The 25407-nt window shown below is 63.8% G+C and carries 21 protein-coding genes; 17 read left to right on the top strand and 4 right to left on the bottom strand.

Features of this window, described 5'->3' with window-relative positions:
* Positions 1–4 precede the first annotated feature (4 nt).
* Entirely contained in the window at positions 5–2644 is a 2640-nt protein-coding gene (locus REH34_RS03505) for a sensor histidine kinase KdpD (RefSeq protein WP_311970778.1), read from the top strand.
* 97 nt (positions 2645–2741) lie between these two features.
* On the opposite strand, the gene REH34_RS03500 is transcribed toward REH34_RS03505, so the two are convergent.
* The 3 genes from REH34_RS03500 to REH34_RS03490 are packed head-to-tail and all read right to left on the bottom strand — an operon-like array spanning position 2742 to position 5684.
* Positions 2742–4118, bottom strand: a complete 1377-nt coding sequence (locus REH34_RS03500; RefSeq protein ID WP_311970777.1) for an LLM class flavin-dependent oxidoreductase — start codon at positions 4116–4118, stop codon at positions 2742–2744.
* A gap of 19 nt (positions 4119–4137) precedes the next feature.
* Positions 4138–4983, bottom strand: coding sequence for an amino acid ABC transporter permease (locus tag REH34_RS03495; protein ID WP_311970776.1), 846 nt, complete (start codon positions 4981–4983; stop codon positions 4138–4140).
* A complete protein-coding gene (locus REH34_RS03490; protein WP_226504907.1) occupies positions 4980–5684 on the bottom strand; it encodes a transporter substrate-binding domain-containing protein in 705 nt (234 codons plus the stop codon). The genes REH34_RS03495 and REH34_RS03490 overlap by 4 nt, the downstream gene beginning before the upstream one ends.
* Positions 5685–6136: 452 nt before the next feature.
* Between REH34_RS03490 and sfnG the strand changes: the two genes are divergently transcribed.
* The 6 genes from sfnG to REH34_RS03460 all read left to right on the top strand — a co-directional run bounded on the left by sfnG (position 6137) and on the right by REH34_RS03460 (position 13326).
* Entirely contained in the window at positions 6137–7237 is a 1101-nt protein-coding gene (gene sfnG, locus REH34_RS03485; RefSeq protein ID WP_311970775.1) for a dimethylsulfone monooxygenase SfnG, read from the top strand.
* A gap of 128 nt (positions 7238–7365) precedes the next feature.
* A complete protein-coding gene (locus tag REH34_RS03480) occupies positions 7366–8286 on the top strand; it encodes a sugar ABC transporter substrate-binding protein (protein WP_311972036.1) in 921 nt (306 codons plus the stop codon).
* Positions 8287–8351: 65 nt separating this feature from the next.
* A complete protein-coding gene (locus REH34_RS03475) occupies positions 8352–9923 on the top strand; it encodes a sugar ABC transporter ATP-binding protein (RefSeq protein ID WP_311970774.1) in 1572 nt (523 codons plus the stop codon).
* The gene (locus REH34_RS03470; RefSeq protein ID WP_311970773.1) at positions 9910–10914 is read left to right on the top strand and encodes an ABC transporter permease subunit; all 1005 of its coding nucleotides are present in this window, start codon (positions 9910–9912) and stop codon (positions 10912–10914) included. The genes REH34_RS03475 and REH34_RS03470 overlap by 14 nt, the downstream gene beginning before the upstream one ends.
* Positions 10911–11891 carry an ABC transporter permease gene (locus REH34_RS03465; protein ID WP_311970772.1) on the top strand — a complete coding sequence of 327 codons (981 nt, stop codon included), beginning with the start codon at positions 10911–10913 and terminating at the stop codon, positions 11889–11891. The genes REH34_RS03470 and REH34_RS03465 overlap by 4 nt, the downstream gene beginning before the upstream one ends.
* Positions 11892–11982: 91 nt before the next feature.
* Positions 11983–13326, top strand: coding sequence for an ABC transporter substrate-binding protein (locus REH34_RS03460; RefSeq protein ID WP_311970771.1), 1344 nt, complete (start codon positions 11983–11985; stop codon positions 13324–13326).
* A 55-nt stretch (positions 13327–13381) separates the two neighbouring features.
* Here REH34_RS03460 and REH34_RS03455 read toward each other — a convergent pair whose 3' ends face one another.
* The gene (locus REH34_RS03455) at positions 13382–14620 is read right to left on the bottom strand and encodes an acyl-CoA dehydrogenase family protein (RefSeq protein ID WP_226504842.1); all 1239 of its coding nucleotides are present in this window, start codon (positions 14618–14620) and stop codon (positions 13382–13384) included.
* 388 nt (positions 14621–15008) lie between these two features.
* Here REH34_RS03455 and REH34_RS03450 point away from each other — a divergent pair, with 388 nt between their 5' ends.
* From REH34_RS03450 to REH34_RS03405, 10 genes are read left to right on the top strand one after another with little or no spacing between them, the layout of a single operon-like run.
* Positions 15009–16211, top strand: coding sequence for an SfnB family sulfur acquisition oxidoreductase (locus REH34_RS03450; RefSeq protein WP_311970770.1), 1203 nt, complete (start codon positions 15009–15011; stop codon positions 16209–16211).
* Between the two features lie 16 nt (positions 16212–16227).
* Entirely contained in the window at positions 16228–16674 is a 447-nt protein-coding gene (locus REH34_RS03445; protein ID WP_311970769.1) for an acyl-CoA dehydrogenase, read from the top strand.
* Between the two features lie 4 nt (positions 16675–16678).
* Positions 16679–18079, top strand: coding sequence for an LLM class flavin-dependent oxidoreductase (locus REH34_RS03440; RefSeq protein ID WP_311970767.1), 1401 nt, complete (start codon positions 16679–16681; stop codon positions 18077–18079).
* Positions 18080–18095: 16 nt separating this feature from the next.
* Positions 18096–19061 carry an acyl-CoA synthetase gene (locus REH34_RS03435; protein ID WP_311970766.1) on the top strand — a complete coding sequence of 322 codons (966 nt, stop codon included), beginning with the start codon at positions 18096–18098 and terminating at the stop codon, positions 19059–19061.
* A complete protein-coding gene (locus REH34_RS03430) occupies positions 19058–19837 on the top strand; it encodes an ABC transporter ATP-binding protein (RefSeq protein WP_311970765.1) in 780 nt (259 codons plus the stop codon). The genes REH34_RS03435 and REH34_RS03430 overlap by 4 nt, the downstream gene beginning before the upstream one ends.
* Positions 19834–20715 (top strand): branched-chain amino acid ABC transporter permease, encoded by an 882-nt coding sequence (locus REH34_RS03425; RefSeq protein WP_311970764.1) that lies wholly within the window; start codon positions 19834–19836, stop codon positions 20713–20715. Before REH34_RS03430 ends, REH34_RS03425 begins: the two co-directional genes overlap by 4 nt.
* 1 nt (position 20716) lies before the next feature.
* On the top strand, positions 20717–21781 hold the full coding sequence (locus REH34_RS03420; protein ID WP_311970763.1) for a branched-chain amino acid ABC transporter permease: 1065 nt from the start codon (positions 20717–20719) through the stop codon (positions 21779–21781).
* Positions 21782–21806: 25 nt separating this feature from the next.
* A complete protein-coding gene (locus REH34_RS03415; protein ID WP_311970762.1) occupies positions 21807–23162 on the top strand; it encodes an ABC transporter substrate-binding protein in 1356 nt (451 codons plus the stop codon).
* Complete coding sequence (locus REH34_RS03410; protein ID WP_311970761.1) at positions 23152–23946, top strand: ABC transporter ATP-binding protein; 795 nt, start codon at positions 23152–23154, stop codon at positions 23944–23946. The genes REH34_RS03415 and REH34_RS03410 overlap by 11 nt, the downstream gene beginning before the upstream one ends.
* A 23-nt stretch (positions 23947–23969) precedes the next feature.
* Entirely contained in the window at positions 23970–25403 is a 1434-nt protein-coding gene (locus REH34_RS03405; RefSeq protein WP_311970760.1) for an FAD/NAD(P)-binding protein, read from the top strand.
* Positions 25404–25407: the final 4 nt, after the last annotated feature.

Here is a 25407-nt window from a genome sequence, read left to right as displayed (position 1 = left end):
CCCGATGAGTGACTCCGGCCGCGCCGATGCCTTGCTGGCAGCCTTACCCCGTAGCGGGCGGGGGCGCCTCAAGGTGTTCCTCGGCGCTGCGCCGGGGGTAGGCAAGACCTACGCCATGCTGCAGGCGGCCCATACCCAGCAGCGCCAAGGCGTCAGGCTGCTGGCGGGTGTCGTCGAAACCCATGGCCGGGCTGAAACCGAAGCCTTGCTGGTCGGGTTGGCGCAACAGCCCATGTTGCGCAGCCTGTACCGCGAGGTGGCGCTCGAAGAAATGGACCTCGACGGGCTGCTCAAAGCCAAGCCGCAGTTGGTGCTGGTGGACGAACTGGCTCACAGCAACGCACCTGGCAGTCGGCACGCCAAGCGTTGGCAAGATGTGCAGGAGTTGCTGGCGGCCGATATCGATGTCTACACCACCGTCAACGTCCAGCACCTGGAAAGCCTCAACGACCAGGTGCGCGGTATCACCGGCGTGCAGGTTCGCGAGACGGTGCCCGACTGGGTCTTGCAGGAGGCGTATGAACTGCTGCTGATCGATCTGCCGCCGCGCGAACTGCTCGAGCGCCTGCGCGACGGCAAGGTCTATGTGCCTGAGCAGGCGCGTGCGGCCATCGACGCGTTTTTCAGCCAGACCAACCTCAACGCGCTGCGCGAATTGGCCATGCAAACGGCAGCGGCTCAGGTCGATGCCGACCTGGCGCAGGGCTACCGTCGCCTGGGCCAGGACGCCCCCACGGTGCGCGGCCGGCTGTTGGTCTGCATCGACAGCGACGATCAGTGCGAACGGCTGGTGCGTCATGCCAGCCGCATCGCGCAGAACCGTCATTTGCCCTGGTCCGTGGTGCATATCGACACTGGCAGTGTCAAAGACGAGACCGCTCGCCAGCGCTTGCATCAGGCTCAGCAATTGGCCGAACGCCTGGGCGGCGAAGTGGTGGTGCTGCGTGCCAGTGGCGTCGCTCGCACCTTGATCCAGCACGCCAGCGATCGGCGCGCCAGCTTGCTGCTGGTGGGCCAATCGCGGCGGCGGATCATCGGCATGGGTTTGTCGGCCAGGTTGCTGCGCGAACCCTCGGGGCTGGAGATCAACGTGCTGCCCCGCGTCGAATCGCCGGTGCAGCGGCGCAGCCATGTCACGCAAGGCTGGCGCTGGAGTGATTACTCGCTCGCCCTCGCCGCGACGCTGCTGGCCAGCGGCTTTGCGTGGGGCGTATCGCTGGTCATGGACTTGCCCAATATCTCGCTGGTGTTTCTGGCCGCAGTGCTCCTGGTGGCGGTGCGCAGCAGCCTTGGGCCGGCGCTGGCCAGTGCCGTCTTGTCATTTCTGGCCTATGACTTCCTGTTCATACCGCCCACCTTTTCATTAAGCATCCAGCGCGAAGAAGACGTCCTGACGCTGATGTTCTTCCTGCTGATGGCCGCCCTCACGGGCAATCTGGCTGCGCGCCAGCGTCGGCAACTCAGTGCCTTGCGCGAGGCGCAGGCACAGACCGCCCGCTTGCTGGAATTGTCCCGCAGCCTGGCCGCCTCGACCGACCAACAGGCTGTGCTCAATGCCGCATCGCAGCATCTACAGGGCTGGCCGGGCCTGGAGATCTGCCTGCTGGAAAAGTCAGGCGATACCTGGATCGTGGCCAATGGCGGCAACGAGCAATTTTCCGAGTCTGAACGGGCGGCGGGCGAATGGGCGGGGCGCCACGACCAGGCCGCCGGCAAAGGTACCGGCACCTTGCCCGCCGGTCGCTGGTGGTGGTGGCCGGTATCGCTTGAGGGCCAGGTGCTGGCGTTGATGGCGGTGTCCGAGCGCCACGAAGGTGCGCTGAATGGTGAATTACGCAGGCTGCTCGGTGCGTTGAGCCAGCCGTTGGCCCAGGCCCTGGCGCGGGCCAATCTGGTTCAAGACCTGGAGGCCGCCCGTTTGCATGGCGAGACCGAGCAACTGCGCAGCGCTCTGCTGGCGTCGGTGTCCCACGATCTGAGAACACCGCTGACATCGATGCGCGGCAGCATCGATAGCCTGTTGGAACTGGGTGATCTCATCCCACCGAGCGATCGCGTCGAACTGCTGGAAGGCACCCGCGACGAAGCCGAGCGCCTGGACCGCTACATCCAGAACCTGCTGGACATGACCCGCCTCGGCCACGGCGCCTTGAAACTGGCACGCGACTGGGTCGCGCCTGCCGATATCGTCGGCAGTGCCGTCGGTCGACTGCGCACGGTGCTTGCCGGTCTCAAGGTCCGCGTGCAGGTACCGAGCGAGATACCGCTGCTTTACGTGCATGCCGCGCTGATCGAACAGGCCTTGGTCAACGTGCTCGAGAACGCCGCGCGGTTCTCGCCGCCCAACGGCCGTATCGAAGTCGAAGCCGCCGTGCATCAGGCGTTTATGGTCTTCAGCGTCAGCGACGAGGGGCCGGGCATCCCCCACGAGGAGCGGGCGAAGATCTTCGACATGTTCTATACCGCGGCCCGTGGTGATCGAGGCGGACAGGGTACGGGGCTGGGCCTGGCGATCTGCCAAGGTATGGTCGGCGCCCATGGTGGTCGTGTGGAGGTCGATCAGGGGATCGACGGCAAGGGCACCTGTATCGCGCTGTGGCTGCCGTTGCCAGCGCAGCCTTATGCCGAGTTGGAGGCAGATTGACGAGCCAACCCTCAACCCTTTTGATCATTGACGGCGAACCGCAGATCCGTTTCCAGCCCCCGGCCATGATCCATCTGGACCGGTTCCCAGCGTTACCTCACTCGCCAAACCGAAACGAAGCCCCATACGCCGAATCCGGCAGATGGTCTCTACCATCCGCGCGCAACCGCGAGCGCAAGGTCCCACGGTGCGGCTCGGTGCGATACAGCCCGCGTCGCTGCAGCTCGGGCACCACCCATTCGACGAAGTCTTCCAGGCTGCCGGGACTGATCAGCGGGTTGAGCATGTAGCCGCTGGTGCCACTGATACGCGCGTGTTCTTCGATGCGCTCGGCCACCTGTTGCGGCGTGCCGACCAGAATCAGATCAGTGCCGCGGGTAACGTTGGCAAAGCGCTGTTTGACGTCGCCGGCGGTAAGCGGCTTGCCACTGCCGTCGGGGTGCATCACGTAGGAGGTCATGCCTTCGGTGTGCGTCGACAGTGGATCTCCGTCGGCGTAGCGGCTGATGTCGATGCCGGTATCACCGGCGTAGCTGACCAGTTGCGCTTGCAGGTGATAGTTGCTTTGCAGGGCGTCATATTTGCGCTGCGCCTCGATCTGCGTTTTGGCGGTGACGATGCGCAGTACGGTCAGGGATTTGACGTCCTCGGCGCTGCGACCGCGGGCCTGCGCCTGCGCCCAGATGTCTTCCAGGCCCTGGCGAATCTCGTGGGGATTGGACTTGGCAGTGAAGATCATCTCGGCGTGCTTGGCGGCGAACGTTCGGCCACGGCCCGACCAGCCGGCCTGGATCAACAGCGGCGTGCGCTGCGGCGAGGGCGCAGTCAAGTGCGGGCCTGCCACCCGGTAGTGCGCACCTGAGTGATTGATCGGGCGGATCCGATCGCCCCGCGCATACAGCGGCGTGGACTTGTCCGCGACCACCGCATCATTGGCCCAGCTGCCTTCCCACAGCTTGTAGACCACGTCGAGGAACTCCTCGGCGCGCTCATAGCGATCATCGTGCTTGATCATTTGCTCCAGCCCGAAATTGCGCGCTGCACTGCTCAGGTAGGAGGTGACGATGTTCCAGCCCACCCGGCCATTGGTCAGGTGATCGAGGGTGCTGAAGCGCCGCGCATGGCTGAACGGGTGCTCGTAGCTGGTGCTCACCGTGACCCCGAACGCGAGGTTCTCGGTGACTGCGGCCAGGCCCGGAATGATCATCAGCGGATCATTGGCGGGGGCCTCGACGGCCCACTTCATGGCTGCATCGGCATTGGCGCCGAACACGTCGTAAAACCCCAGCACGTCACCAAAGAACATCAGGTCCAGATGCGCCTGGTCGGCGATACGTGCCAGGTTGGTCCAGTAGCTCAGTGAGTTGATGGCCAGGCGCTCGTCAGCCGGGTGTGTCCACAGGCTGGGGGCGCCACCGCAGCCCACGCTGGCCTGTTCGTAGAGGGCGAACAACAGAGGTGTTGGATCGGACATGGGATTTCCTGAAATGGGTTCAGCGCGGGTTTTTGAAACCCTTGCCGAAGTGGCGCTCCAAACGGTGCTGGATCAACTCGAGCCCGATGGACAGCAGCCAGTAGATGACGGCCGCGGTGGTGAGCATTTCGATGTAGCGATACGAAGAGCGGCCATACGACTGTGCCAGAAACATTACCTCCCAGACCCCCATCACCGACACCAGCGATGAATCCTTGAGCATTGAAATGAACTGACTGGTCGCCGGCGGTACGATGGTGCGCATGGCTTGCGGCAGCACGATGTGGATGAAGGTCGCCGTGGGTGTGAGGCCTAGCGCCGCAGCCGCTTCGCGTTGGCCAGCGGCGACCGAGACGATCCCCGCGCGGAAGATCTCGCTCAGGTACGCGCCATAATTCAATGACAGCGCAACGATGCCCGCGCTGATCGCGCCTGGCACGATACCCAGTTGCGGCAAGCCCAGGTAGATCAGCAGGATCTGGATCAGCAGCGGTGTGCCGCGAAAGAACGACACGTAGAAACTGGCGATGCCGAACGCAACCGCGCTGTTCGATAGCCGCGCCAAGGCGGTGATGAAGCCCAGGATCAGCGACAGCCAGATCGAGCAGAAACACAGGAAGAACGTTAACGCCGCGCCCTGCAGAAAACCGTCCGGGCCCAAGTGCACGCCGACCAGATTCGGCAGCTTGTCGAGGATGATCGAGAACTTCAGATTGAAGCTCATGAAAAACAGCACGCACACACCCAGCAGCGCCGCCCACGTCAAGTAGACGCGGCTGCGAAAACCAATGCGTGCGCGCACGCGGCTCAGCCACGATTCAGGTGCGCGACGGGTAGATGCAGAACGTGGGTCGAGGGCTGTCATTGGCTGATATCGGAGCCGATCCACTTCTGCGAGATCTTGCTCAACGTACCGTCCGCCTTCAGTTGGCCAAGCACCTCGACGACCTTCGCGTGCCACTGCGGGTCGCCTTTTTCGATAGCCACCACATTGGGCTCGGCATACAGCGGCTCACCGACAATCTTGAACCGCGGGTCCTGGGCGATGCGCTCGTGGGCGGTGATCAGGTTGGTGACCATGGCATCGAGCCGCACACCGCTGCCCAGGGCCAAATCCTGGAAGGCCACGGTTTCGTTGTCGTAGGGAGCCACTTGCACGGCGCTGAAAGGGTAGCTGATAGGCTTGTCTTCGGCGCCCTCGATCACCAGGTCCTTGTTGAGGTAAGCCTCATAGGTAGAGGCACTGATGACCCCGACCTTCTTGCCGGACAAGTCCTTGCCGCCGGTGATGGCCGTATCCTTGGCATTCACCACCACCACTGCCGGGGACTGATAGTAAGCCACCGGGAAATCGAACACTTCAGCGCGCGCCTTGCTGGGTGTCATCGAGCAAATACAGATGTCATAGCGCCCACTCCAGTGGCCCGCCGCAATCACATCCCAGGAGGGCGTTTCGATCTTGAGTTTGACTCCCAGCCGCGCCGCCACGGCCTTGGCCACGTCGACATCGAAGCCGTCCAGCTGATTCTGGTCATTGAGAAACGAAAACGGCGGATAGCTTTCCATCAGCACTTCGGTCAGTTCGCCCTTTTGCGTGACCCGATCAAGGGTTGCACCGGCGAAGGCCGACGAGCAGGTCACCAGCAATGCCAGGCCGATGGGGAAAAATTTGTTATGTTTCAAAGCCAAACTCCGGGGCGAAAAATTCGGCGAGATTAGAACGTGTTGAACCGGTGCATGGGTACGGCTTTTTTTATCTAGGGCACTTGCTTTTGGGTATATCGAAACAGGGCATCCTTGACGGGCGTGCGGGGCTTGTATCGAGGCGCCCCGTAAAACGGTCAGTTGTCTGTGGAGCAACAGTTGTTCAGCAGATTGTTCACTGCCCTGTGTGGGTCTCAGGTATCAATAGATCATCCAAGATATTGATACTTATTGAAAAAACCATTTGGCACGATTACTGCGATTGCTCTTGTACAGCGAGATGATGTCCATCTCGGCGGTGCACAGAGGTCAATATGAGTCAGCAACCTGTGAAATTTGCCTACTGGGTCCCCAATGTCAGCGGCGGGCTGGTGGTCAGCAAGATCGAGCAACGCACCAGTTGGGATATCGATTACAACCGCAAGCTGGCGCAGATCGCCGAGCGCTCCGGCTTTGAATACGCCCTGACCCAAATCCGCTTTACCGCCGGTTACGGCGCCGAGTTCCAGCACGAGTCGGTCGCCTTCAGCCATGCTTTGCTGGCAGCCACGGAAAAACTCAAGGTCATCGCTGCCATCCTGCCCGGCCCCTGGACGCCTGCGGTTGCGGCCAAGCAACTGGCGACGATCGATCAGCTCACGGCGGGGCGGATCGCGGTGAATATCGTCAGCGGCTGGTTCAAGGGCGAATTCACCGCCATCGGCGAGCCGTGGCTGGAGCATGACGAACGCTATCGCCGTTCCGAAGAATTCATCCGGGTACTCAAAGGTGTCTGGACCACCGACAACTTCACCTTCAAAGGTGATTTCTATCGCTTCCACGACTACACCCTGCGGCCCAAACCGCTGCAACAGCCTCATCCGGAAATCTTCCAGGGCGGCAGTTCGCGGGCGGCCAGGGACATGGCGGCGCGGGTCTCGGACTGGTATTTCACCAACGGCAACAGCGTTGAAGGGATCAAGGCCCAGGTCGAAGACATTCGCGCCAAGGCGGCTGCCAACGGCCACTCGGTGAAGATCGGCGTCAACGCTTTCATCATCGCCCGCGACACCGAGGCACAAGCCCGCGCGGTGCTCGCCGAGATCATCGACAAGGCTGACCCTGAAGCGGTCAACGCGTTTGGCGACGCCGCCAGGCAGGCCGGCAAGGCCAGCCCCGAAGGCGAAGGCAACTGGGCCAAGTCCAGCTTCGAGGACCTGGTGCAATACAACGATGGCTTCAAGACCAATCTGATCGGTACGCCGCGCCAGATCGCCGAACGGATCGTCGCGCTGAAAGCGGTTGGCGTTGACCTGGTGCTGTCGGCGTTCCTGCACTTTCAGGAAGAGGTCGAATATTTCGGCGTGCACGTGCTGCCGTTGGTGCGCGAACTCGAATCAGCCCAAGCGAGCCATACCAAGGCGGTGCCAGCATGACTGCTGCGCTTGTCAGCCGCGCAGCGGTTCCGCTGTCGGACAACGCCAGCCGTCGTGGCAGCCGGACCGCCCTGCGCTGCAGGCAGCTGGTCTGGTCAGCACTGACGCTGGCCCTCATCAGCATTGGCATGAGTGCCTCGGCCCACGCCGATGACGCGAGCGTGCCATCGCTGGCGGGCAAACGTATCGCTATCAGCATGACCGGTACCAGTCACTACTTCGATATCAAGGCCTTTCAGGCACAAGTCGATGAGGTCAAGCGCCTGGGCGGTACGCCGATTACCCTGGATGCCGGTCGCAATGACAAGAACCTGGTGACGCAGTTGCAAACCGTGGTCACCCAGAAACCCGATGCGGTGATCCAGACCCTCGGCACCCTGAGCGTGATCGATCCCTGGCTCAAGCGTATCAGCAAGGCCGGCATCCCGCTGTTCACCATCGATGCGCCCTCGCAATACAGCCTCAATAACACCACCTCGGACAACATCGCCACGGGCAAGGCGTTGGCAGACCAGCTGATCGCCGACAGCGGCGGCAAAGGCAACATTCTGGTGTTCAACGGTTTTTACGGGGTGCCGGTGTGCGCCATTCGATATGACCAGTTGAAGCTCGCCCTCAAGGATCACCCCGAGCTGAAGATCATCCAGCCAGAATTGCGCGATGTGATCCCCAACACTGTGCAGGACGCCTACAGCCAGATCAGCGCGTTGCTCAACAAGTACCCCAAAGGCAGTGTCACGGCGATCTGGTCGGCGTGGGACATTCCCCAGCTGGGGGCCAGCAAAGCGCTGGTAGACGCCGGGCGTAGCGAAATCAAGACCTATGGCGTCGACGGCACGCCCGAGGTGCTGGATCTGCTCAAGCGCGATCATTCACCTATCGGTGCGGTGGTGGCGCAACAGCCCGCCCTGATCGGCAAGACAGCGGTGCAGAACGTCGCACGCTACCTGGCCGGTCAGCACGACCTGCCCAAGGAAACCCAGGTGCCGACCTTGTTGACCACGGCGGCGAACGCCCAGCAGGTACAACAACTCAGGGGGGATCAATGAGCTCAGGCCCTGGCGGCTAAAAGGCCGCTGGTGCCACAACGCAACCGCCTCCCAAGGAGCCCGAGATGAGCAGCAACGCTACGGACAGTCACGCGCCGCCCCCGGCCCTGCACCTGCAGGGCATTCATAAACGCTTCGGCCCGACCCAGGCGCTGGACGGTGTCGACCTGCGCGTCGAGCGCGGCTCGGTGCATGGCCTGGTGGGGGAGAACGGTGCGGGCAAGTCGACCCTGATCAAGGTGCTGGCCGGTATTCACCGTGCCGACAGCGGTACGCTGGCCGTGGATGGGCAATCCTTCACCGCACTGAGCCCCAGGCAGATCGAAGCCCTGGGGGTGCATTTCATTCACCAGGAACGGCTGTTGCCGCCCAGCTTCAGCGTCGGCGAGGCGCTGTTTTTCGGTCAAGAACTCAAGCGCGGGCCGTTTATCCACCGTCACGCCCAGGACCGCGAGGGTGCGCGGCTGTTGCGCGAGTACTTTGCTCTGGAGTTCCCGGCGGGCGCGCTGGTGGGGGAGCTGGACAGCGCCCAGCGGCAGATCCTGCAGATCACTCGCGCGCTGCTGGCCAAGCCGAAAATCCTGGTGTTCGACGAGCCCAGCGTGTCACTGGTCAAGCGCGAGGTCGATCAACTGCTGGCGATCATTCGTCGATTGCGCGATCAGGGCCTGTCGATCCTGTACATCTCCCACTACCTGCAAGAGATCGAAAGCCTCTGCGATCAGGTCACCGTGTTGCGCAACGGCCGCGCCGTGGCGGTGGTCGACCCGCGGACCACCTCGACCGCGCAGATCGCTCGGTTGATGGTCAATCGCGAGGTAGGCGAGATGTATCCCAAACCCACCGTGGCAGCGGGTGATGTACTGGTCGAGCTCAAGGGCCTGGGGGCAGGGGGTGCCTACCGCGATATCGACTTGCAGGTGCGCCGGGGCGAGGTAGTGGGCTTGACCGGGCTGGTCGGTTCCGGGGCCAATGAGTTGCTCAAAAGCCTGTTCGGGCTGGTCCAGCCGGATCAAGGCAGCCTGGCCTTGCACGGGCGCCTGACGCGTTTTCGCTCGGCCCGCGACGCGGTGCGCCAAGGCGTCGCGTTGGTGCCCGAGGAGCGCCGCAGCCACGGGGTTGCGCCGCTGCTCTCGGTGCTCGAAAACCTCACCCTCGCCGGGCTCGCGCGCTTCAGTCGGCGGGGCTTGCTGGACGGGCCGGCCCAGGCCCGGGAAAGCGACCGGCTGATCAGCGAGCTGGGCATCAAGACCGCCGGCCGGGACGCCATGGTGCAGCAACTCAGTGGCGGTAACCAACAGAAGGTCGCGCTGGGCAAATGGCTTAGCCGCGACTGTGCGCTGTACCTGCTCGACGAACCGGGGGTGGGCATCGATATCGGCGCCAAGGTCGAGATCTACCGGTTGATCGGCCGCTTGGCCGAGCGCGGTGCGGCGGTGCTGGTGCTGTCCTCGGACTTGCCGGAATTGATCGGCATCACCGACCGCATCCTGGTCATGCACCGCGGCGCCCTGGCCGGGGAATTCGACGCGCGCGCAGTCGACAGCGACCGTCTGCTGGCCTGCGCGACCGGTGCCAGCGAATCCTCATCAATCTCCCATCTGCCCGCGCGCGAGACTGCCCATGTCATCGTCTGAAATCTTTGCCCGAGCGCAGCACGGCCTGTCCCGGCGGCTCGCCCTGTTGATATTGCGCCGCGGGGCGCTGTTTGCGTTCCTGTTGATCCTGCTGGTGTTTGCCGTGAGCGCGCCGAACTTCCTCAGCATCACCAATGTGGTCAACGTCTTCACTCAATCGGCGATTCTCGGCGTGCTCGCCTTCGGGCTCACGTGCGTGGTGATCGGCGGTGGCTCCAATGTGGTCTCCGGCGGGCTGGACCTGTCGCTGGCGGCCAACCTGGGTCTGTGTGCCGCGGTCTACAGCCGGTTGAACAACGCCGGATTGCCGGCCTGGCAGGCGATCGGCCTGACCCTGCTGTGCGGCCTGGCGGTGGGCGTACTCAATGGCTTGAGTGTGGTGCTGTTACGCCTGCCGCCGTTGCTGGCGACGCTGGCCAGCATGAACCTGGTGGCCGGGCTGGAACTGGTGCTGACCCAGAACACCGTGCTGCCCACCGACTCGCCTCTGCTCGACACCTTGGCCGATGGCACCTGGCTGCAGGTGCCAGTGCTGGCCTGGGTGCTGTTAAGCGTGGCGTTGCTGCTCGGCCTGTTGATCCAGCACAGCCCTTACGGTCTGCGTTTGTATGCGGTAGGCGAATACCCCGAGGCGGCGCGGGCTGCCGGCTTGGGCCTGGGCCGCTATGTGTTTTCCAGTTACCTGCTCGCCGGGTTGTGCGCTGCGGTCGCGGCGTTTTGTTCGGCGGCGTTGTTCAGCGGCAGCACCACCGGGTCCGGGGAAGTGCTGTTGTCGGTGGTCGCGATCGCCTTCCTGGGCGTGGTGTTCTCCAGGCGCCTGGTGGCCAACATCCCCGGCACCTTGCTGGCGACCCTGCTGCTGGGGTTTCTGGTCAACGGTTTCCAGCTGCTGAACATCTCCAGCTTCTGGGTCAACGGCGTGCAGGGGGTGTTGATTCTGCTGGTGGTCGCGGTGTCCGGGGCGTTGCGCAAAGAGGAGGGCGGCCAATGACCACGCTTGCGCCAACGCCGTTCTCCACTGTGCTGCTGGCGCGCGTGCTGCGCGCCATCCTGCCGTTGCTGATCGTGCTCATCGTCGGCTTTTTCGCGGCCACCGCGCCGGGGTTTCTCAGCGTCGGCAACCTGAGCAGCCTGTTGCTCAATAACTTCGTGCTGTTGGCCATCGTCGCCATCGGCATGACCTGGGCCGTGGCGGCGGGTGGCATCGACCTGTCGGTGGGCACCGCACTGGACTTCTCCAGCCTGGCGTTCGTAGTGTTGCTCAATGGCGACCACGGGCTGGGGCTGGCGATCGTCGGGGCATTGTTGGCCGCAGCGCTGGCTGGAGGTTTCAATGCGCTGTTGATCGCCGGGCTGCGGATCACGCCGTTCCTGGCCACTCTGGGCACTTTGTTCATCGGCACCAGCGTGCAGCAGTTACTGTCCGACGGTGGCCAGCCGATCTACATCGCCCAGAACGCGCTGCCTGGCATCACGGCCGTGACGGTGCTGGGGGTGCCTTTGGTGTTGTGGCTGGTGGCCGTCGTGGCCCTGGTGTACGGGGTGATCCTCGGGCGTGGCCGCCTGGGGCGCGAGATTCTCGCGGTCGGTACCCAGGTGCAACTGGCGCGTTATTCCGGGCTGCCGATTCGTCTGATCGCCCTCAAGGTCTTCCTCGCCAGCGCGTTGGCCTGCGCGGTGGCGGGCATCGTTCTCAGTTCGACGGTCAACGCCTACGTGCCGATGTCGGGCAATGCCTACCTGATCAACGCCATCGGCGCGGTGTTCATGGGCACCACCTTGAGTCGCACCGGGCGCCCCAATGTGCCGGGCACGTTGCTCGGGGTGCTGTTCATCAACGTCATCGCCAATGGCTTGCTGCTGATCGGCTGGAACTTCTACTGGCAGCAGGTCGCCACGGGCGCCTTGATCCTGTTGGTGCTGGCTTTCAGCTTCAGCAGCCGGCGCCTGGCGCACCAGTCGGTGTGAGCGTTCACTCAACGATAGCCGCCGTGCGGCCCACGACCCACGGCGTGCTCAGCGCGCGGTTTTCTGACCTCCCATCCTGAAGGTTCTACCCATGCTTGATTTGAAACATCGCCTCCTGGCGCCGTGGCTGGCGGCCACGGCCTTGGCGGCCTGCCTGCTGCCGACCGTCGCGGCCGCCGCCCCGACCCGCCAGTACATCCCGTTGCCCAGCTTTCGCGTCGGGCCTTACGCCTCCAGTGGCGTGCCGCTGTTCGGCGGCATCATCGACTACCTGACCTACGTCAACGAAGCCCAGGGCGGCATCAACGGCGTCAAGCTCAGTTGGTCCGAATGCGAAACCGGCTGGACCGCCGACAAGGGCGTGGAGTGCTACGAGCAGATGAAGGACGGTCGCGACGGTTCGCCGACGCCGTTCTTCTTCCCGATCTCGGGGCCGATCGCGGCGGCGGTCAACGACCGTACCGTGCAGGACAAGATCCCGCTGGTGACCATCGGCTATGGCATCACCGATGCCACCGACGGCGCGATTTACCCGTGGAATTTCCCGCTGATGGCCAACTTCTACAGCCAGTCCTCTTCGGTGGTGAACTACATCGCCGAGCAGGAAGGCGGCTTCGACAAACTCAAAGGCAAGAAGATCGTCACCGCCTACAACGACTCGCCGCCCGGGCGCGAGACCATCAAGTCCATGGCCTTGCTGGCCAAAAAGTATGGCTTCATCGATGTGCAGATCCCTATCGCTCTGCCGGGTAGCGAGCAGACGGGCGTGTGGCGGCAGATCCATCAGGAAAAGGCCGATTGGGTGTTTCTGCGCGGCTGGGGCGTGCTGACCCCCGTGGCGATCAAGACGGCAGTGCGCTTCGGTTTTCCGGCCGACCACCTGATCGGTGATATCTGGTCCGCGTCCGAGGAAGACGTATTGCCTGCCGGCGCCTCCGCCAAGGGCTATCTGGCGATCACGCCGAATCCGGGCGGTCGCGATTTCCAGATTCTGCAAGATATCAAGAAGTACGTAGTCGACACCGGCAAGAGCAACCTCAAGGACCCCAACAGTTTTGGCAGCGTGTTCTACAACTCGGGTGTGACCCAAGGCATCCTGATGGTCGAGGCGCTGCGCAAGACCCAAGAGAAGTACGGCCACCGAGTGGTCAACGGCGAAGAGACCCGCTGGGGCCTGGAAAACCTCAAGATCGATGCCGCGCAGATCAAGGCGTTGGGCGCCGAGGGCTTGTTGCAGCCGATCAACGTCACCTGCAACGACCACGAAGGCGGTGGCTCGGTGCGCGTGCAGCAGTGGGATGGCGAAAAGTGGCACACGGTCAGCGACTGGGTGACGGCCGACCGCGCGTTGTTGCGTCCGCTGATCGATGCCGGGGCGGCGGCCTATGCCAAGGAAAAGGGCATCACGCCACGCGATTGCAGCAAGCCGTTCTGATGTTCAGGCAGGGCGCAGGCCAGGCGCATCGGCGTCTGGCCTGCGGGTAGCGCGATCAGTCGGCTTTGCTGCCATTGCCGATCTGCCACACGTAGTTGGGCTCGGTGCCGTTGATTTTCCAGTCGCCGACGATGCGCGCCTTGTAGATCAGCGGGTTGTGTGAAGCCACCGTGCGGGCGTTGCGCCAGTGGCGGTCGAGGGCCTTGTTGACACTGATGCCCGAGGCGCCCAGCGCGTTGAACAGGTCGGTGGCGGCCCGCAGGATCAGTTCCGACACCACCACTTGCGCCTTGGCGGTTTCGATTTCGGCATCGATGTTGGCCTGACGTTCCTCCTGCGGGTCGTCGCCAAAGCGCGCAACGTAAGCGCGCTGCAAGGGCTCGGCCGAGCGCAGGGTCGCGGCCTCGGCGGCATAGACCTGGGCGCTGATCTGCCCGACCACTTGCTGGATCTGCGCGTCGGCGCTGACGCTGTCGGCATTGCCGTGGCTGTAGACGCGTTTGCGCTCGCGCACTTCCTGGGCGATATCCCGTTCGATGGCGCGGCCGATGCCGGACAACGCCGCGAGCAGCACCAGTTGGTAAAAGGCCGTCTGGTACTTGAAGCGGGTTTCGAAGGGGATCACCTGCTCGGCGGGCAGCGGCACCTCGACATACACCGAGGTGCCGCTGCCGGTGGTGCGCTGGCCGAAACCGTCCCAGTCATCGCTGTGGGTCACGCCAGGGTGATGGGCATCCACCACGGCAATCACGTCGGCGCCATTGTCCGAACGCTGCGCGTACACATCGATCCAGTCGGCAAAGATGCTCCCAGTGCTGTAGTACTTGGCGCCATTGAGCACGTAGTTCGCGCCGTCCGGGCGCACTTGAGTGATCACCTTGCCGAGCTTGACCGCGCCGACTTCGGTCCAGCCGTTGCCCACCAGTTCGCCGGCCACAAAGCGTGCGAACCATTTATCCCGATCCGCGCTCGGCGGGGCGTTGAGGCGGTCCTCGACAAAGGCGAAGTGGGCACGCAAGGACTGCGGGATATTGGAATCGGCTTCGGCCAGCTCGATCAGCAGTTCGAACAGCTGGCCGACCGAGGCCCCTGCGCCACCGTACTGCACCGGTACCCTGACGGCACCGAAGCCCGCCTGCTTGAGCCAGCGGATTGGCTCATAGGGCAGGCTGCGCGATTGTTCACGCTCGACGTTGCCTGCGGCGATCTGGCGGAACAGCGGGCGAAAGCGATTGGCGAGGGCCTCGTAATGGGTCCCCTCGGACAGCGGGTTGAACGCGGACGTCAGGCTCATGGCAGTGCTCCATCAATGAATAGAAAAGCTCGTCACGCTGCGAATGCATAGTCTGTGCCGTCAGATAACCCATTGAAATAAAACAGAATCCATTGGTTTTATGAATCGCCTCTGTTGGTGGGGCAGCAGCGCGACAACAGCCTGTGCAAAAACCGTACAACGGCGCGCTGCGCTCACTAACGCATTCGCCAGCCAGGCCCAGGGATGCCCCGCGGCAGCTGCCATAGGGGCAACTGTTGTTCAGGCAACAGCAAGTTGACAGATTGTCGGTCTGGCATCGGCGCTCACCGCATCAAATGTACTCAATCCACTGATATATATAGATAAATAAAACAGGCACGGGCTGTGCAAAGGACTCCACAGTGATTTTCCGAATTGGAGTCTGCCCATGAGCGTTCCTGCATCAAAACCGCCCAAGGCCCATGTGATCGCCTCGGATGCCGAAGCCATCGAAGTGGCGAAGGCGCTGGCTGTGCGCTTTGCCGAAGAAGCCTCGGTACGCGACCGTGACCGGCGCTTGCCGGTGGCCGAGCTCGACGAATTCTCTGCCAGCGGCCTGTGGGGCATTACCGTGCCCAAGGCCTACGGCGGTGCCGGGGTGTCGTACGTGACGGTGGCCGAAGTGATCAAGATCATCTCCGCCGCCGACTCGTCCCTAGGGCAGATTCCGCAGAATCATCTCGGTGTGCTCAATGGCCTGCTGCTGACTGGGACCGAGGAGCAAAAGCGTTACTACTTCGCCAAGGTGCTCGAGGGCTATCGCTTCGGCAATGCCTTCTCGGAGGCCAAGAGTAAAAACGTGACCGCCTTCGAGACCCGCATTCGCTTCGAGGGCGACCACGCCGTGGTCAATGGCGAAAAGTTCTACTGCACGGGCGCCTTGTTTGCGCACATCGTCCCGGTGGTGGGCGTCGATGAGCACAACCGCGGCTTTATCGCCTTCGTCGAGCGGGACAACCCCGGCCTGACCATCATCGATAGCTGGGACGGCTTCGGTCAGCGCACCACCGCCAGCGGTGGCGCCGTGATCAAGGACGTGCGAGTACCCTTGAGCGCGGTGATCCCCGCGCACAGGGCCTATGACGTGCCGACCGCCGATGGCCCGATCTCGCAGATCATCCAGGCCGCCGTCGATACCGGCATCGCCCACGGTGCCTTCGAGCAGGCGCTGATTCATGCGCGCTTGGCCCGCCCTTGGGTCGACAGCCAGTTGCAGCATGGCTGGCAGGACCCGTTCACCCTCGCGGCCATCGGCGATCTGCAATGGCGCCTGCACGGTACCGACGCGATCCTCGCCAAGGCCGGCCGCGCGGTAGACCACGCCCTGGCCGCGCCGAGCGAGGAGAGCGTCGCCGAGGCGTCCGTGGTGGTGGCCCAGGCCAAGGTGCTGTCCGCCGAAATCGCCTTGCTCGCCAGCAGCAAACTGTTCGAACTGGCCGGTACCCGTTCGGTACTGGGCAAGCACAATCTCGACCGCTTCTGGCGCAACGCGCGTACCCACACCCTGCACGATCCGGCGCGCTGGAAGTATCACCTGATCGGTAATCGCCTGCTCAACGGCGTCCCGCCGCCACGCCATGCCTGGAATTGATCGAGGAATCACGACTATGAACAGCCCGGCAATCGCCTTGCCCAACCAGCTCTCAGTGGCCGCCCACGACTTGCAGCATGCCCGCCAGGGCCTGCAACTGACCCTCGATTTCGTTCGCGAACACGCCCGGCCTTGGCCGCTCAGCGGTTTGCAACGCGCGGTCGAAGACCCTTACATCATCAGTCGCTTCGGCGACCTGCAGATTCGCATCGAAGTCGCCGCCGCCCTCTATGAGCGTGCCCAAGCCTTTGTCGGCAGCCCGGCCGAGGCGCTGGTGGCGACGGCCGAAGCGGTGATCGCCAGTGCCGACGCCTTGCAAGCGGTCGGCAACGCCCAGCAGGAACTCACCGGCAGCCGCTCCGAATACCCGGCCCTGGCCGCGCGCGAGCCGCTGCGCTGGCAGTACCAGATCATCGGCAACCAGCGCCTCAATGGCGTCGCGCCGCCGCAGCTCGAGGAATAATTCGATGTCCCGTGAAATTCGTCTCAACGCTTTCGACATGAACTGCGTCGGCCACCAGTCGCCCGGGCTCTGGGCGCATCCGCGCGACCGCTCGTGGCAGTACAAGGACCTGGAATACTGGACCGACCTGGCGAAAATCCTCGAGCGCGGCAAGTTCGACGGCTTGTTCATTGCCGACGTGCTCGGCATCTATGACGTCTACCGGGGCAACGGCGACGCCGCGATTCGTCAAGCCACCCAGGTGCCGGTCAACGATCCGCTGCAACTGATCACGCCCATGGCTTTGGTCACCGAGCATCTGGGCTTCGGCCTGACGGCTTCGCTGTCATTCGAGCATCCGTATCCATTCGCCCGGCGCCTCTCGACCCTCGATCACCTGACCAAAGGCCGTGCGGGCTGGAACATCGTTACCTCGTACCTCGAAAGCGGCGCCAAGAACATGGGCCAGCAAGCCCAGACCGAGCACGACGCGCGCTATGACTACGCCGAAGAATACCTCGAGGTTTGCTACAAACTCTGGGAGGGCAGCTGGGAAGAGGGCGCCATCCTGCGTGACCGCGAGCGGCGGATTTTCAGCGATCCGAGCAAGATCCACGAGATTCAGCACTTCGGCAAACACTTCCAGGTGCCGGGTATTCACTTGTGCGAACCCTCGCCGCAGCGCACTCCGGTGCTTTATCAGGCCGGCGCCTCGAGCCGCGGCAAGCAGTTCGCCGCCGAGCAGGCCGAGTGCGTGTTCGTCGCCGCGCCCTCCAAGGTGCTGTTGAAAAAAACCGTGGCCGATATCCGCCGCCGCGCCGCTGAAGCCGGCCGTGATCCGGCGAAGGTCCTCATCTTCAACCTGCAGACGGTGATCCTGGGCGAAACCGATGCCAAGGCCAAGGCCAAGTTCGAAGAGTACAAAAGCTGGGTCAGCTACGAAGGCGCCATGGCGTTGATTTCGGGCTGGACGGGCATCGATTTCAGTCAGTTCAAACCCGACGAACCGCTCAAGCATGTGCACACCAATGCCATTCAATCGGCGGTCGAGACCTTCTCCACGGCGGATCCGAACACGGTCTGGACGCCCAACGAACTGGCCAAGTGGGTCGGTATCGGTGGCTTTGGTCCGCTGTTCGTCGGCGGTCCGCAAACCGTGGCCGACTTGCTTGAGGAATGGGTCGCCGACACCGACGTGGACGGCTTCAACCTTGCCTATGCGGTCACTCACGAAACCTTCACCGACGCCGTTGAGATGCTGGTGCCCGAGTTGCAGAAGCGCGGTGTGTACAAGAAGGACTATGCGCCAGGCACTCTGCGCGAAAAATTGTTCGGCGACGGGCCGCGCCTGGCGGCCGGGCACCCGGGCGCGGCGTATCGCAACCTGGCCGAGTGGCAGCGCACGCGGCAAAAGGATCGCGCTTGATGAAAAGGATGACGCCATGACCTTGCATGAATTACGGCTGCGGGCGGTACCGTCGGCGACGTCGCCCGAGCCGTCACCCACCGCCCAGCGCCTGACCCATTGGGCGCAGGCGGCACCCTTGCAGATCGCCTTGCGCCATCGACGTCAGGGCGAGTGGTACGCCTGGCGCTGGATCGATGTGCTGCGCGAAGTAGAGCAATTGGCGGCGGGGCTGCGCCAGCAGGGCTTCAGCGAGCGTTCCCGGCTGGCCGTGAGCGGCGCCTACGAGACCGATCTGCTGTTGTTGAGCCTGGCGGCCCAGGCCAGCGGCGGCACGGTGGTGGGGGTACCGCGGCCAGCCTCGAGCGCCGCACTGGCGGCGCAGCTGCAGGCACTGCGGCCGACTCACGGTTTTGTCCAGGATCGCCGCGATCTGCCCCACTGGCAGGGTTGCCACGAGCGGGTCGCGGGCCTGCGCTTGTTGATTGCCGCACAGCCGCCGCTGGTCGACAGCGGCCCGTTGCCGGTGCTCGGCATCGGCCGCTTGCTGGGTGAGCGGCCATCGCCGACGGCGTTGTTCAGCCTTCCCGCCGGCAGCGACGCGACGTTGCTCTGGGTGGAAGAGGGCACCGACTGGGAAGCCGGCCTGGAGGTGATTCTCGGCCAGTGGCTGAGCAGCGGCCAGGCCTTGGCGTTTCCCGAGAGCCCAGGTTCGGCGTCCCGTGATCGGCGGGCAGTGGTGCCAACCGGACTGCTGCTGTCGAGTGCGCGATTGCAGGTGCTGGCGCAGGAGATCGAAGCCCGCCTGCCGCCCCCTGGCAGCTGGCGCCGAAGGCTCTGCGACTGGACCATCGAGCAGCCCCGACGCGGCCTGCGCCGGTTGTTGAAACAACGCGTGCAACGCCTGCTGGGTTTCGAAAACCTGCGTTCGATCTGGCAGGCACCCAACCACACGCAAGCGCATCACCCCTGGACCCTCGAATCCGGCAAGGACGTCGCATGAGCCAGCCAGCAGAAAACATCCTGCAAGTGCGCGGCATCTCTCTGGCGTTCAAGGGCGTCAAGGCCATCAATGACTTCTCTTTCGAGGTGCGCCGCGGCGAAATCTGCGCCCTGATCGGCCCTAACGGCGCGGGCAAAAGCTCGCTGCTCAACATCCTCAACGGCGTATACAGCTTCGATGCCGGCGAAATCATCTTCGAAGGCCGCGGGTTTCGCCAGATCGATCCCTTGAGCGCCGCCCGCCAGGGCATTGGGCGGACCTTTCAGAACAACGCGCTGTTCAAGAAGATGAGCGTCATCGACAACATCCTGACCGGGCTGTCGCGTCACACCCGCAGTCATTTTCTCGCCCAGGCCTTGCAGTGGCCGAGCGCGCGACGCGAGGCCGAGCAGTCTCGGGCCAAGGCCGAAGGCATCCTCGGGTTTCTCGACCTGCAGGCGCAACGCGACGTGCTGGTCGGCAACCTCTCCTACGGGCTGCAAAAGCGCGTCGAACTGGGCCGCGCGTTGATCGCCGCGCCCGCGCTGTTGTTGCTCGACGAGCCGATGGCGGGGATGAACGCCGAAGAGAAACAGGAAATGGCCGGTTATATCGCCGATATCAATCGCTCGCTGGGGACCACGGTGGTGCTGATCGAGCACGACATGGCGGTGGTCATGGACCTGTCCGATCACGTTGTGGTGCTCGACTACGGGCGCAAGGTGGGCGATGGCACACCGGCCGAAGTGCAGGCCAATCCGCAAGTGATTTCGGCTTACCTGGGGGTGGGACATTGATGGCGTTTCTGGAAACCCTGATCGGCGGCTTGCTGGCCGGGACCTTGTATTCGTTGGTGGCGATCGGCTTCGTGCTGATCTACAAGGCCAGTGGCGTGTTCAATTTCGCTCAGGGCTCGATGCTGCTGTTCGCGGCACTGACGTTCGTCAGCCTGCATGACCAGGGCGTGCCCTTTGCCTTGGCGCTGTTGCTGACGGTGCTGGTGATGATCGTTGGCGCGCTGCTCATCGAGCGCCTGGTGCTGCGCCCGCTGGTCAACCGCTCGCAGATCACCCTGTTCATGGCCACGCTGGGCCTGTCGTTTGTCATCGAGGGCCTGGCCCAGGGGTTGATGGGCGCGCAGGTACGGGCGCTGGACCTGGGTATCGACGATGTGCCGCTGTTCATCGGCGGCATCATGGTCAGCCAGTTCGACCTGATCGCGGCTGGCGCGGCGGTGGTGCTGGTGGTGGTCCTGGCGTTGCTGTTCAACAAGACCCGCATCGGCATCTCTCTGCGCGCAGTGGCCGACGACACCACGGCGGCCTTGTCCATCGGTATCAACCTCAATCGCGTGTGGCAGATCGTCTGGTCCGTGGCCGGGGTGGTCGGGCTGTTCGCCGGGCTGCTGTGGGGGGCTCGCCAGGGCGTGCAGTTTTCGCTGTCGCTGGTGGTACTCAAGGCCCTGCCGGTGCTGATCATCGGTGGGTTCACCTCGATAGGCGGAGCGATCGTCGGCGGCCTGATCGTCGGCGCTGCGGAAAACCTCGCCGAGGTCTATATCTGCCCGCTGATTGGTGGCGGCATCACCCCATGGTTCGCCTATGTGCTGGCCTTGGCATTCCTCTATATCCGTCCCGCCGGCCTGTTCGGCGAGCGGGCCATCGAGCGCGTCTGACATGAGCAAAACCTCTTACAGCCTGCCCCTAGAGCCGGTCATCGCGCCGCTGCGCCTACACAAACGCAAGGTGCCCTGGGCGTTGCTGGGCGTGTTGCTGATCGCCTTTGCTGCGGTGCCTGGGCTGGGCAACGATTACTGGCTGAATGCGATCTTCATTCCGTTTCTGGTGTTGTCCCTGGCCGGGCTGGGCCTGAACCTGCTGACCGGCTACACCGGGCAGACCTCGGTCGGCGCTGCGGGGTTCATGGCGGTGGGCGCCTTCGCCACCTATGGCTTGCTGCTGCGCGTACCTGAATTGGGGCTGCCGTTGTCGCTGCTCGGCGCCGGCGTGATCAGCGCGCTGGTGGGCTGGTTATTCGGCTTGCCCAGTTCGCGGATCAAGGGTTTCTACCTGATGGTCACCACCTTGGCGGCGCAGTTTTTTCTGGAGTGGCTGTTCGTCAAGTTTCCGTGGTTCTACAACAACGGCGCCTCGGGGACCATTTCTGCACCGCACCTGACGCTGCTCGGTCACGACCTCAACAACCCGGTGGATCGCTACCTGCTGACCCTGGTCACCGTGGTGATCCTGACCTGGGTTGCGGTGAATCTGGTCAAGAGCCAGGTAGGCCGCAACTGGATGGCCATTCGCGACATGGATACCGCCGCTGCAGTGGTCGGCATCGACGTGGTGCGTTACAAGCACCTGGCCTTCGCCATCAGTTCGTTCTACCTGGGCATCGCTGGCGCGCTGTGGGCGTTCGCCTATCTGGGCACGGCCAGCGCCGGCAGTTTCGACATCAATCGCTCGTTCCAGATTCTGTTCATCATCATTATCGGCGGCATGGGCAGCATCGCCGGCAACTTCGTCGGCGCGGCCTTTATCTGCCTGCTGCCGATCTTCCTCGACCACGCCGGCCAGGCGCTGTTCGGCGGTGCGGTGGACGCGGGGCAATTGCAGAACCTGCAAAAAATCATTTTTGGCGTGCTGATCATCGTGTTCCTGATCAAGGAGCCCGAAGGCCTGATTCGCCTGTTGAAAAACGCCCAGGAGCGGCTGGCCCGATGGCCGCTGCGTTTCTGATGTTCATGTGAGGACGAGTCATTTCATGCGAAACACATTCAAGCGTTCACTGCTGGGCATGGGTATAGGTCTGGGGATGAGCCTCGGCCTGGGTCTGATGGCGCTGGCGCCCACGGTACAGGCCGCCGCCGACCAGCAGTTCTTCCCGTTGGCCAATTATCGGGTTGGAGCCTACGCCTCCAGTGGCGTGCAGATCTGGGCCGGGATGATCGATTACCTGCGCTACATCAACGAGGTCGAAGGCGGCATCAACGGCGTCAAGCTGGTCTGGCAGGAGTGCGAGACCGAGTGGACCGCCGAGAAGGGCATCGAGTGCTACGAGCGCTTCAAGAATGGCCAGGACGGCGCGCCTGTGGCGGTCTACCAGCCCAATGGTGCGCCGGCAGCCTACGCCTTGAGCGAGCGCGCCGAGGTCGACAAGATCCCGCTGATCACCATGGGCTACGGGCGTACCGAGGCCACCGACGGGCGCGTGTTCCCGTACAACTTCCCGGTGATGCTGACCTTCTACAGCGAGGCTTCGGCATTCGTGAACTTCGTCGCTGAACGCGAAGGCGGCCTCGACAAGCTCAAGGGCAAGAAGATCGCCACCGTCTACCACGATTCAGCCTATGGCCGCGAAACCCTCGGGCCGATGAAGTTGCTGGCCGAGAAGTACGGTTTCGAGAATATCCAGATTCCAGTCGCCGACCCTGGCAGCGAGCAGTCTGCCCAGTGGCGGCAGATCCACCAGTTGCAGCCTGACTGGGTGTTCCTGCGCACCTGGGGGGTGTCGACCCCGGTGGCGGTGAAGACCGCCGCGCGCTTCGGTTTTCCGGTGGACCATATCGTCGGTGATATCTGGGCCAGTTCCAGTGAAGACGTGTTGCCCGCAGGTGCCGCCGCCAAAGGCTACCTGGCCCTGACGCCGTACCCGGCCGGCAGCGATTTCGAGATTCACAAGCGCCTCAAGCAGTACATCCTCGATCAGGGCAAGAGCGACCTCAAGGACCAGCGCAATTTCGGCAGCGTGTACTACAACTCAGGGTTGGTGAACGCCGCCGTGGCGGTTGAAGCGATACGCGCCGGCCAGGCCAAGTTCGGCCATCGCCCGCTTACTGGCGAGGAAGGGCGCTGGGGGCTGGAGCATTTGCACATCGATGACGCCCGGCTCAAAGCCATGGGCTACCTGGGCTTGATGCAAAACCTGACGCTGTCGTGCTCGGACCACGAAGGCGGTGGCGCGGCGCGGGTCCAGCAATGGGACGGCAGTCAATGGACCCTGGTCAGCGACTGGATCGCCGCCGATCGAGCCCTGTTGCGCCCGTTGATCGACGAAAAATCCGCGGCATTCGCCAAAGAGAAAAACATCGTGCCCAGAGACTGCAGCCATGACCAGTGACCCCGCCGCGACGCCTGCTTCGCGCCCACCACCCGGCGCCGAACAGGCCGACAGCATCCTGCGCGTCGATGATATCGAGGTCATTTACGATGCTTCGATCCTGGCCATCGCCGGGGTCACGCTGGAGGTCCCCCGTGGCGCCATCGTCGCGCTGCTGGGGGCCAACGGCGCCGGCAAAAGCACCACGCTGAAGGCCATCTCCGGGCTGGTCCGTGCAGAGCGCGCGCGGGTCACCCGCGGCAGCATCGAGTTTCTCGGTGCTGCCGCGCCGTTATCGCCCAGCGAGCGGGTGCGCCAGGGCATGGTGCACGTGCTGGAGGGCCGACACGTGTTCGGCCAGTTGACCGTCGAGGACAACCTGCGCAGCGGCGGTTTCGTGCGGCGCCTGTCGCGCCAGCGCATGGAAGAGGATCTGGAGCGCATTTACGCCTGGTTCCCGCGGCTCAAGACCAAACGCAAGACCCAGGCCGGATTGACGTCCGGTGGCGAACAACAGATGGTCGCGATTGGCCGGGCGTTGATGACCCGGCCTACTTTGGTATTGCTCGACGAGCCTTCGATGGGCCTGGCGCCGATCATCGTCCAGGAAATTTTCGAGATCGTCGCGCAGCTGAACCGTGATCAGCAGGTGAGTTTTCTGATCGCCGAGCAGAATATCAATGTCGCGCTCAAATATGCTTCCCGGGCCTATGTGCTGGATACTGGCCGAGTGGCCGCTGCTGGCTCGGCGGATGACCTGCTGGCGCGTGGCGACTTGCAAGACATCTACCTGGGCAAACGTTGAATCCATCCGAGAGTGAGTGAACCATGAGCGAGCCACAAGGCGGACAGGCCACCCCGGCCATCCGCGAGGCCGATGTGCTGATTGTTGGGGGTGGCCTGAGCGGCACCTTGTTGGCCATGCAGTTGCTGCGCCTGCCTGGGGCGCGGCACATCGTGGTATTCGAACCACGCGCCGAACTGGGCCGGGGCGAGGCCTACAGCGCGACGCAGCTGGGTCATACCCTCAATGGCAATGCGGCGCGCATGAGCGTCGATCCCGATGACGCCGACGACCTGACTCGCTGGCTGCAGGCACATATCGACGCCGGTGGCTGGCCCGAGGCCGCAGAGCAGGATGTCACCGTCGCCCATTTGTTTCCCCCGCGCGGGCTGTTCGGGGTGTATGCCCAGCAACGTCTGAGCGAGGCATTGGCCCTCGCCCAGGCCCGCGGCTCGAGCCTGCGCCACGTGCGCGACGAAGCCGTCGACCTGCAGACCGACGCGCAGGGCGTGACCTTGACGCTGCGCGGCGGTGAGCGCTGGCGCGGCGCGGCGGCAGTATTGGCCACCGGCATGTTCGCGGCGGCGCATACCGCCCAGCGCCAGTCCAGCGGCCTCAATGCCGTGGCGCTGGGGCCGTGGAACGTCGAGCAGATGCGCCGCCTCGACAAGCGCGCCCGCGTGCTGATCATCGGCTCCGGGCTGACCATGATCGACGCCTTGGTGTCGCTGGACCAGGCCGGCCACCGCGGGCCGATCGAGGTGTTCTCGCGCCACGGCCTGCTGCCGCAGGTGCGTCGTCAACCGCCGGCCTGGGAAGACTTCCTCAGCCTGGCCCCCGAGATTCGCAGCCCGCTGCAACTGCTGCGCGAACTGCGTCGCCAATGCCATCTGGCTGCGCAAGCAGGCATCGACTGGCAAGCGCCACTGGACACCGTGCGGGTGCATATCGCGCGGCTGTGGAGCCAGGCCAGCGATGGGCAGCGCCGCCAGTTCGTGCGCCATGTGCGGCCGTGGTGGGAAAGCCATCACCATCGCTCGCCACCCCAGGGCAACGCGCTGCTCGAACGCTTGCTGAGTGAGGGGCGCCTGAGTATCCACGCCGCCTCCTTGCAGGGGCTGGAGACCAGTGATGACGGCAAGCAGCGCATTCGCCTGCGGTATCGCGGGCAGACGCAGACCACGGTGGTGGAAGGCGATGCACTGATCAACTCCACCGGCATCGAATACGACTGGCGGCGCGTCGATAAACCCCTGCCTCGGCAACTGCTGAGCGATGGTTTGATTGCGCCGGGCAACCTCGGCCTCGGTATCGCCGCGGACGGCGGTGGGGCGGTGCTCGACGCGGCCGCGCTGGCCGCCCGGCGGCTGTTCGCCATGGGCCCGCCGCTGCGCGGGATGTGGTGGGAAAGCACTGCCGTGACCGATGTCGCCCTGCAGGCCAAGGCGCTGGCGGCGCGCTTGGCAGCGCTGGAGTGAGGGC

The organism is Pseudomonas baltica, from assembly GCF_031880315.1.
Lineage (GTDB): Bacteria > Pseudomonadota > Gammaproteobacteria > Pseudomonadales > Pseudomonadaceae > Aquipseudomonas.
The sequence above is the reverse complement of the archived record's forward strand: the minus strand, read 5'-3'. Positions and strand labels throughout refer to the sequence as shown.

Excerpts from the sequence above, each read along its gene's own strand:
- REH34_RS03505 (WP_311970778.1), top strand. The coding sequence starts at position 5 with ATGAGTGACTCCGGCCGCGCCGATGCCTTGCTGGCAGCCTTACCCCGT.
- REH34_RS03500 (WP_311970777.1), bottom strand. The coding sequence starts at position 4,118 with ATGTCCGATCCAACACCTCTGTTGTTCGCCCTCTACGAACAGGCCAGC.
- REH34_RS03495 (WP_311970776.1), bottom strand. The coding sequence starts at position 4,983 with ATGACAGCCCTCGACCCACGTTCTGCATCTACCCGTCGCGCACCTGAA.
- REH34_RS03490 (WP_226504907.1), bottom strand. The coding sequence starts at position 5,684 with ATGGAAAGCTATCCGCCGTTTTCGTTTCTCAATGACCAGAATCAGCTG.
- sfnG (WP_311970775.1), top strand. The coding sequence starts at position 6,137 with ATGAGTCAGCAACCTGTGAAATTTGCCTACTGGGTCCCCAATGTCAGC.
- REH34_RS03480 (WP_311972036.1), top strand. The coding sequence starts at position 7,366 with ATGAGTGCCTCGGCCCACGCCGATGACGCGAGCGTGCCATCGCTGGCG.
- REH34_RS03475 (WP_311970774.1), top strand. The coding sequence starts at position 8,352 with ATGAGCAGCAACGCTACGGACAGTCACGCGCCGCCCCCGGCCCTGCAC.
- REH34_RS03470 (WP_311970773.1), top strand. The coding sequence starts at position 9,910 with ATGTCATCGTCTGAAATCTTTGCCCGAGCGCAGCACGGCCTGTCCCGG.
- REH34_RS03465 (WP_311970772.1), top strand. The coding sequence starts at position 10,911 with ATGACCACGCTTGCGCCAACGCCGTTCTCCACTGTGCTGCTGGCGCGC.
- REH34_RS03460 (WP_311970771.1), top strand. The coding sequence starts at position 11,983 with ATGCTTGATTTGAAACATCGCCTCCTGGCGCCGTGGCTGGCGGCCACG.
- REH34_RS03455 (WP_226504842.1), bottom strand. The coding sequence starts at position 14,620 with ATGAGCCTGACGTCCGCGTTCAACCCGCTGTCCGAGGGGACCCATTAC.
- REH34_RS03450 (WP_311970770.1), top strand. The coding sequence starts at position 15,009 with ATGAGCGTTCCTGCATCAAAACCGCCCAAGGCCCATGTGATCGCCTCG.
- REH34_RS03445 (WP_311970769.1), top strand. The coding sequence starts at position 16,228 with ATGAACAGCCCGGCAATCGCCTTGCCCAACCAGCTCTCAGTGGCCGCC.
- REH34_RS03440 (WP_311970767.1), top strand. The coding sequence starts at position 16,679 with ATGTCCCGTGAAATTCGTCTCAACGCTTTCGACATGAACTGCGTCGGC.
- REH34_RS03435 (WP_311970766.1), top strand. The coding sequence starts at position 18,096 with ATGACCTTGCATGAATTACGGCTGCGGGCGGTACCGTCGGCGACGTCG.
- REH34_RS03430 (WP_311970765.1), top strand. The coding sequence starts at position 19,058 with ATGAGCCAGCCAGCAGAAAACATCCTGCAAGTGCGCGGCATCTCTCTG.
- REH34_RS03420 (WP_311970763.1), top strand. The coding sequence starts at position 20,717 with ATGAGCAAAACCTCTTACAGCCTGCCCCTAGAGCCGGTCATCGCGCCG.
- REH34_RS03415 (WP_311970762.1), top strand. The coding sequence starts at position 21,807 with ATGCGAAACACATTCAAGCGTTCACTGCTGGGCATGGGTATAGGTCTG.
- REH34_RS03410 (WP_311970761.1), top strand. The coding sequence starts at position 23,152 with ATGACCAGTGACCCCGCCGCGACGCCTGCTTCGCGCCCACCACCCGGC.
- REH34_RS03405 (WP_311970760.1), top strand. The coding sequence starts at position 23,970 with ATGAGCGAGCCACAAGGCGGACAGGCCACCCCGGCCATCCGCGAGGCC.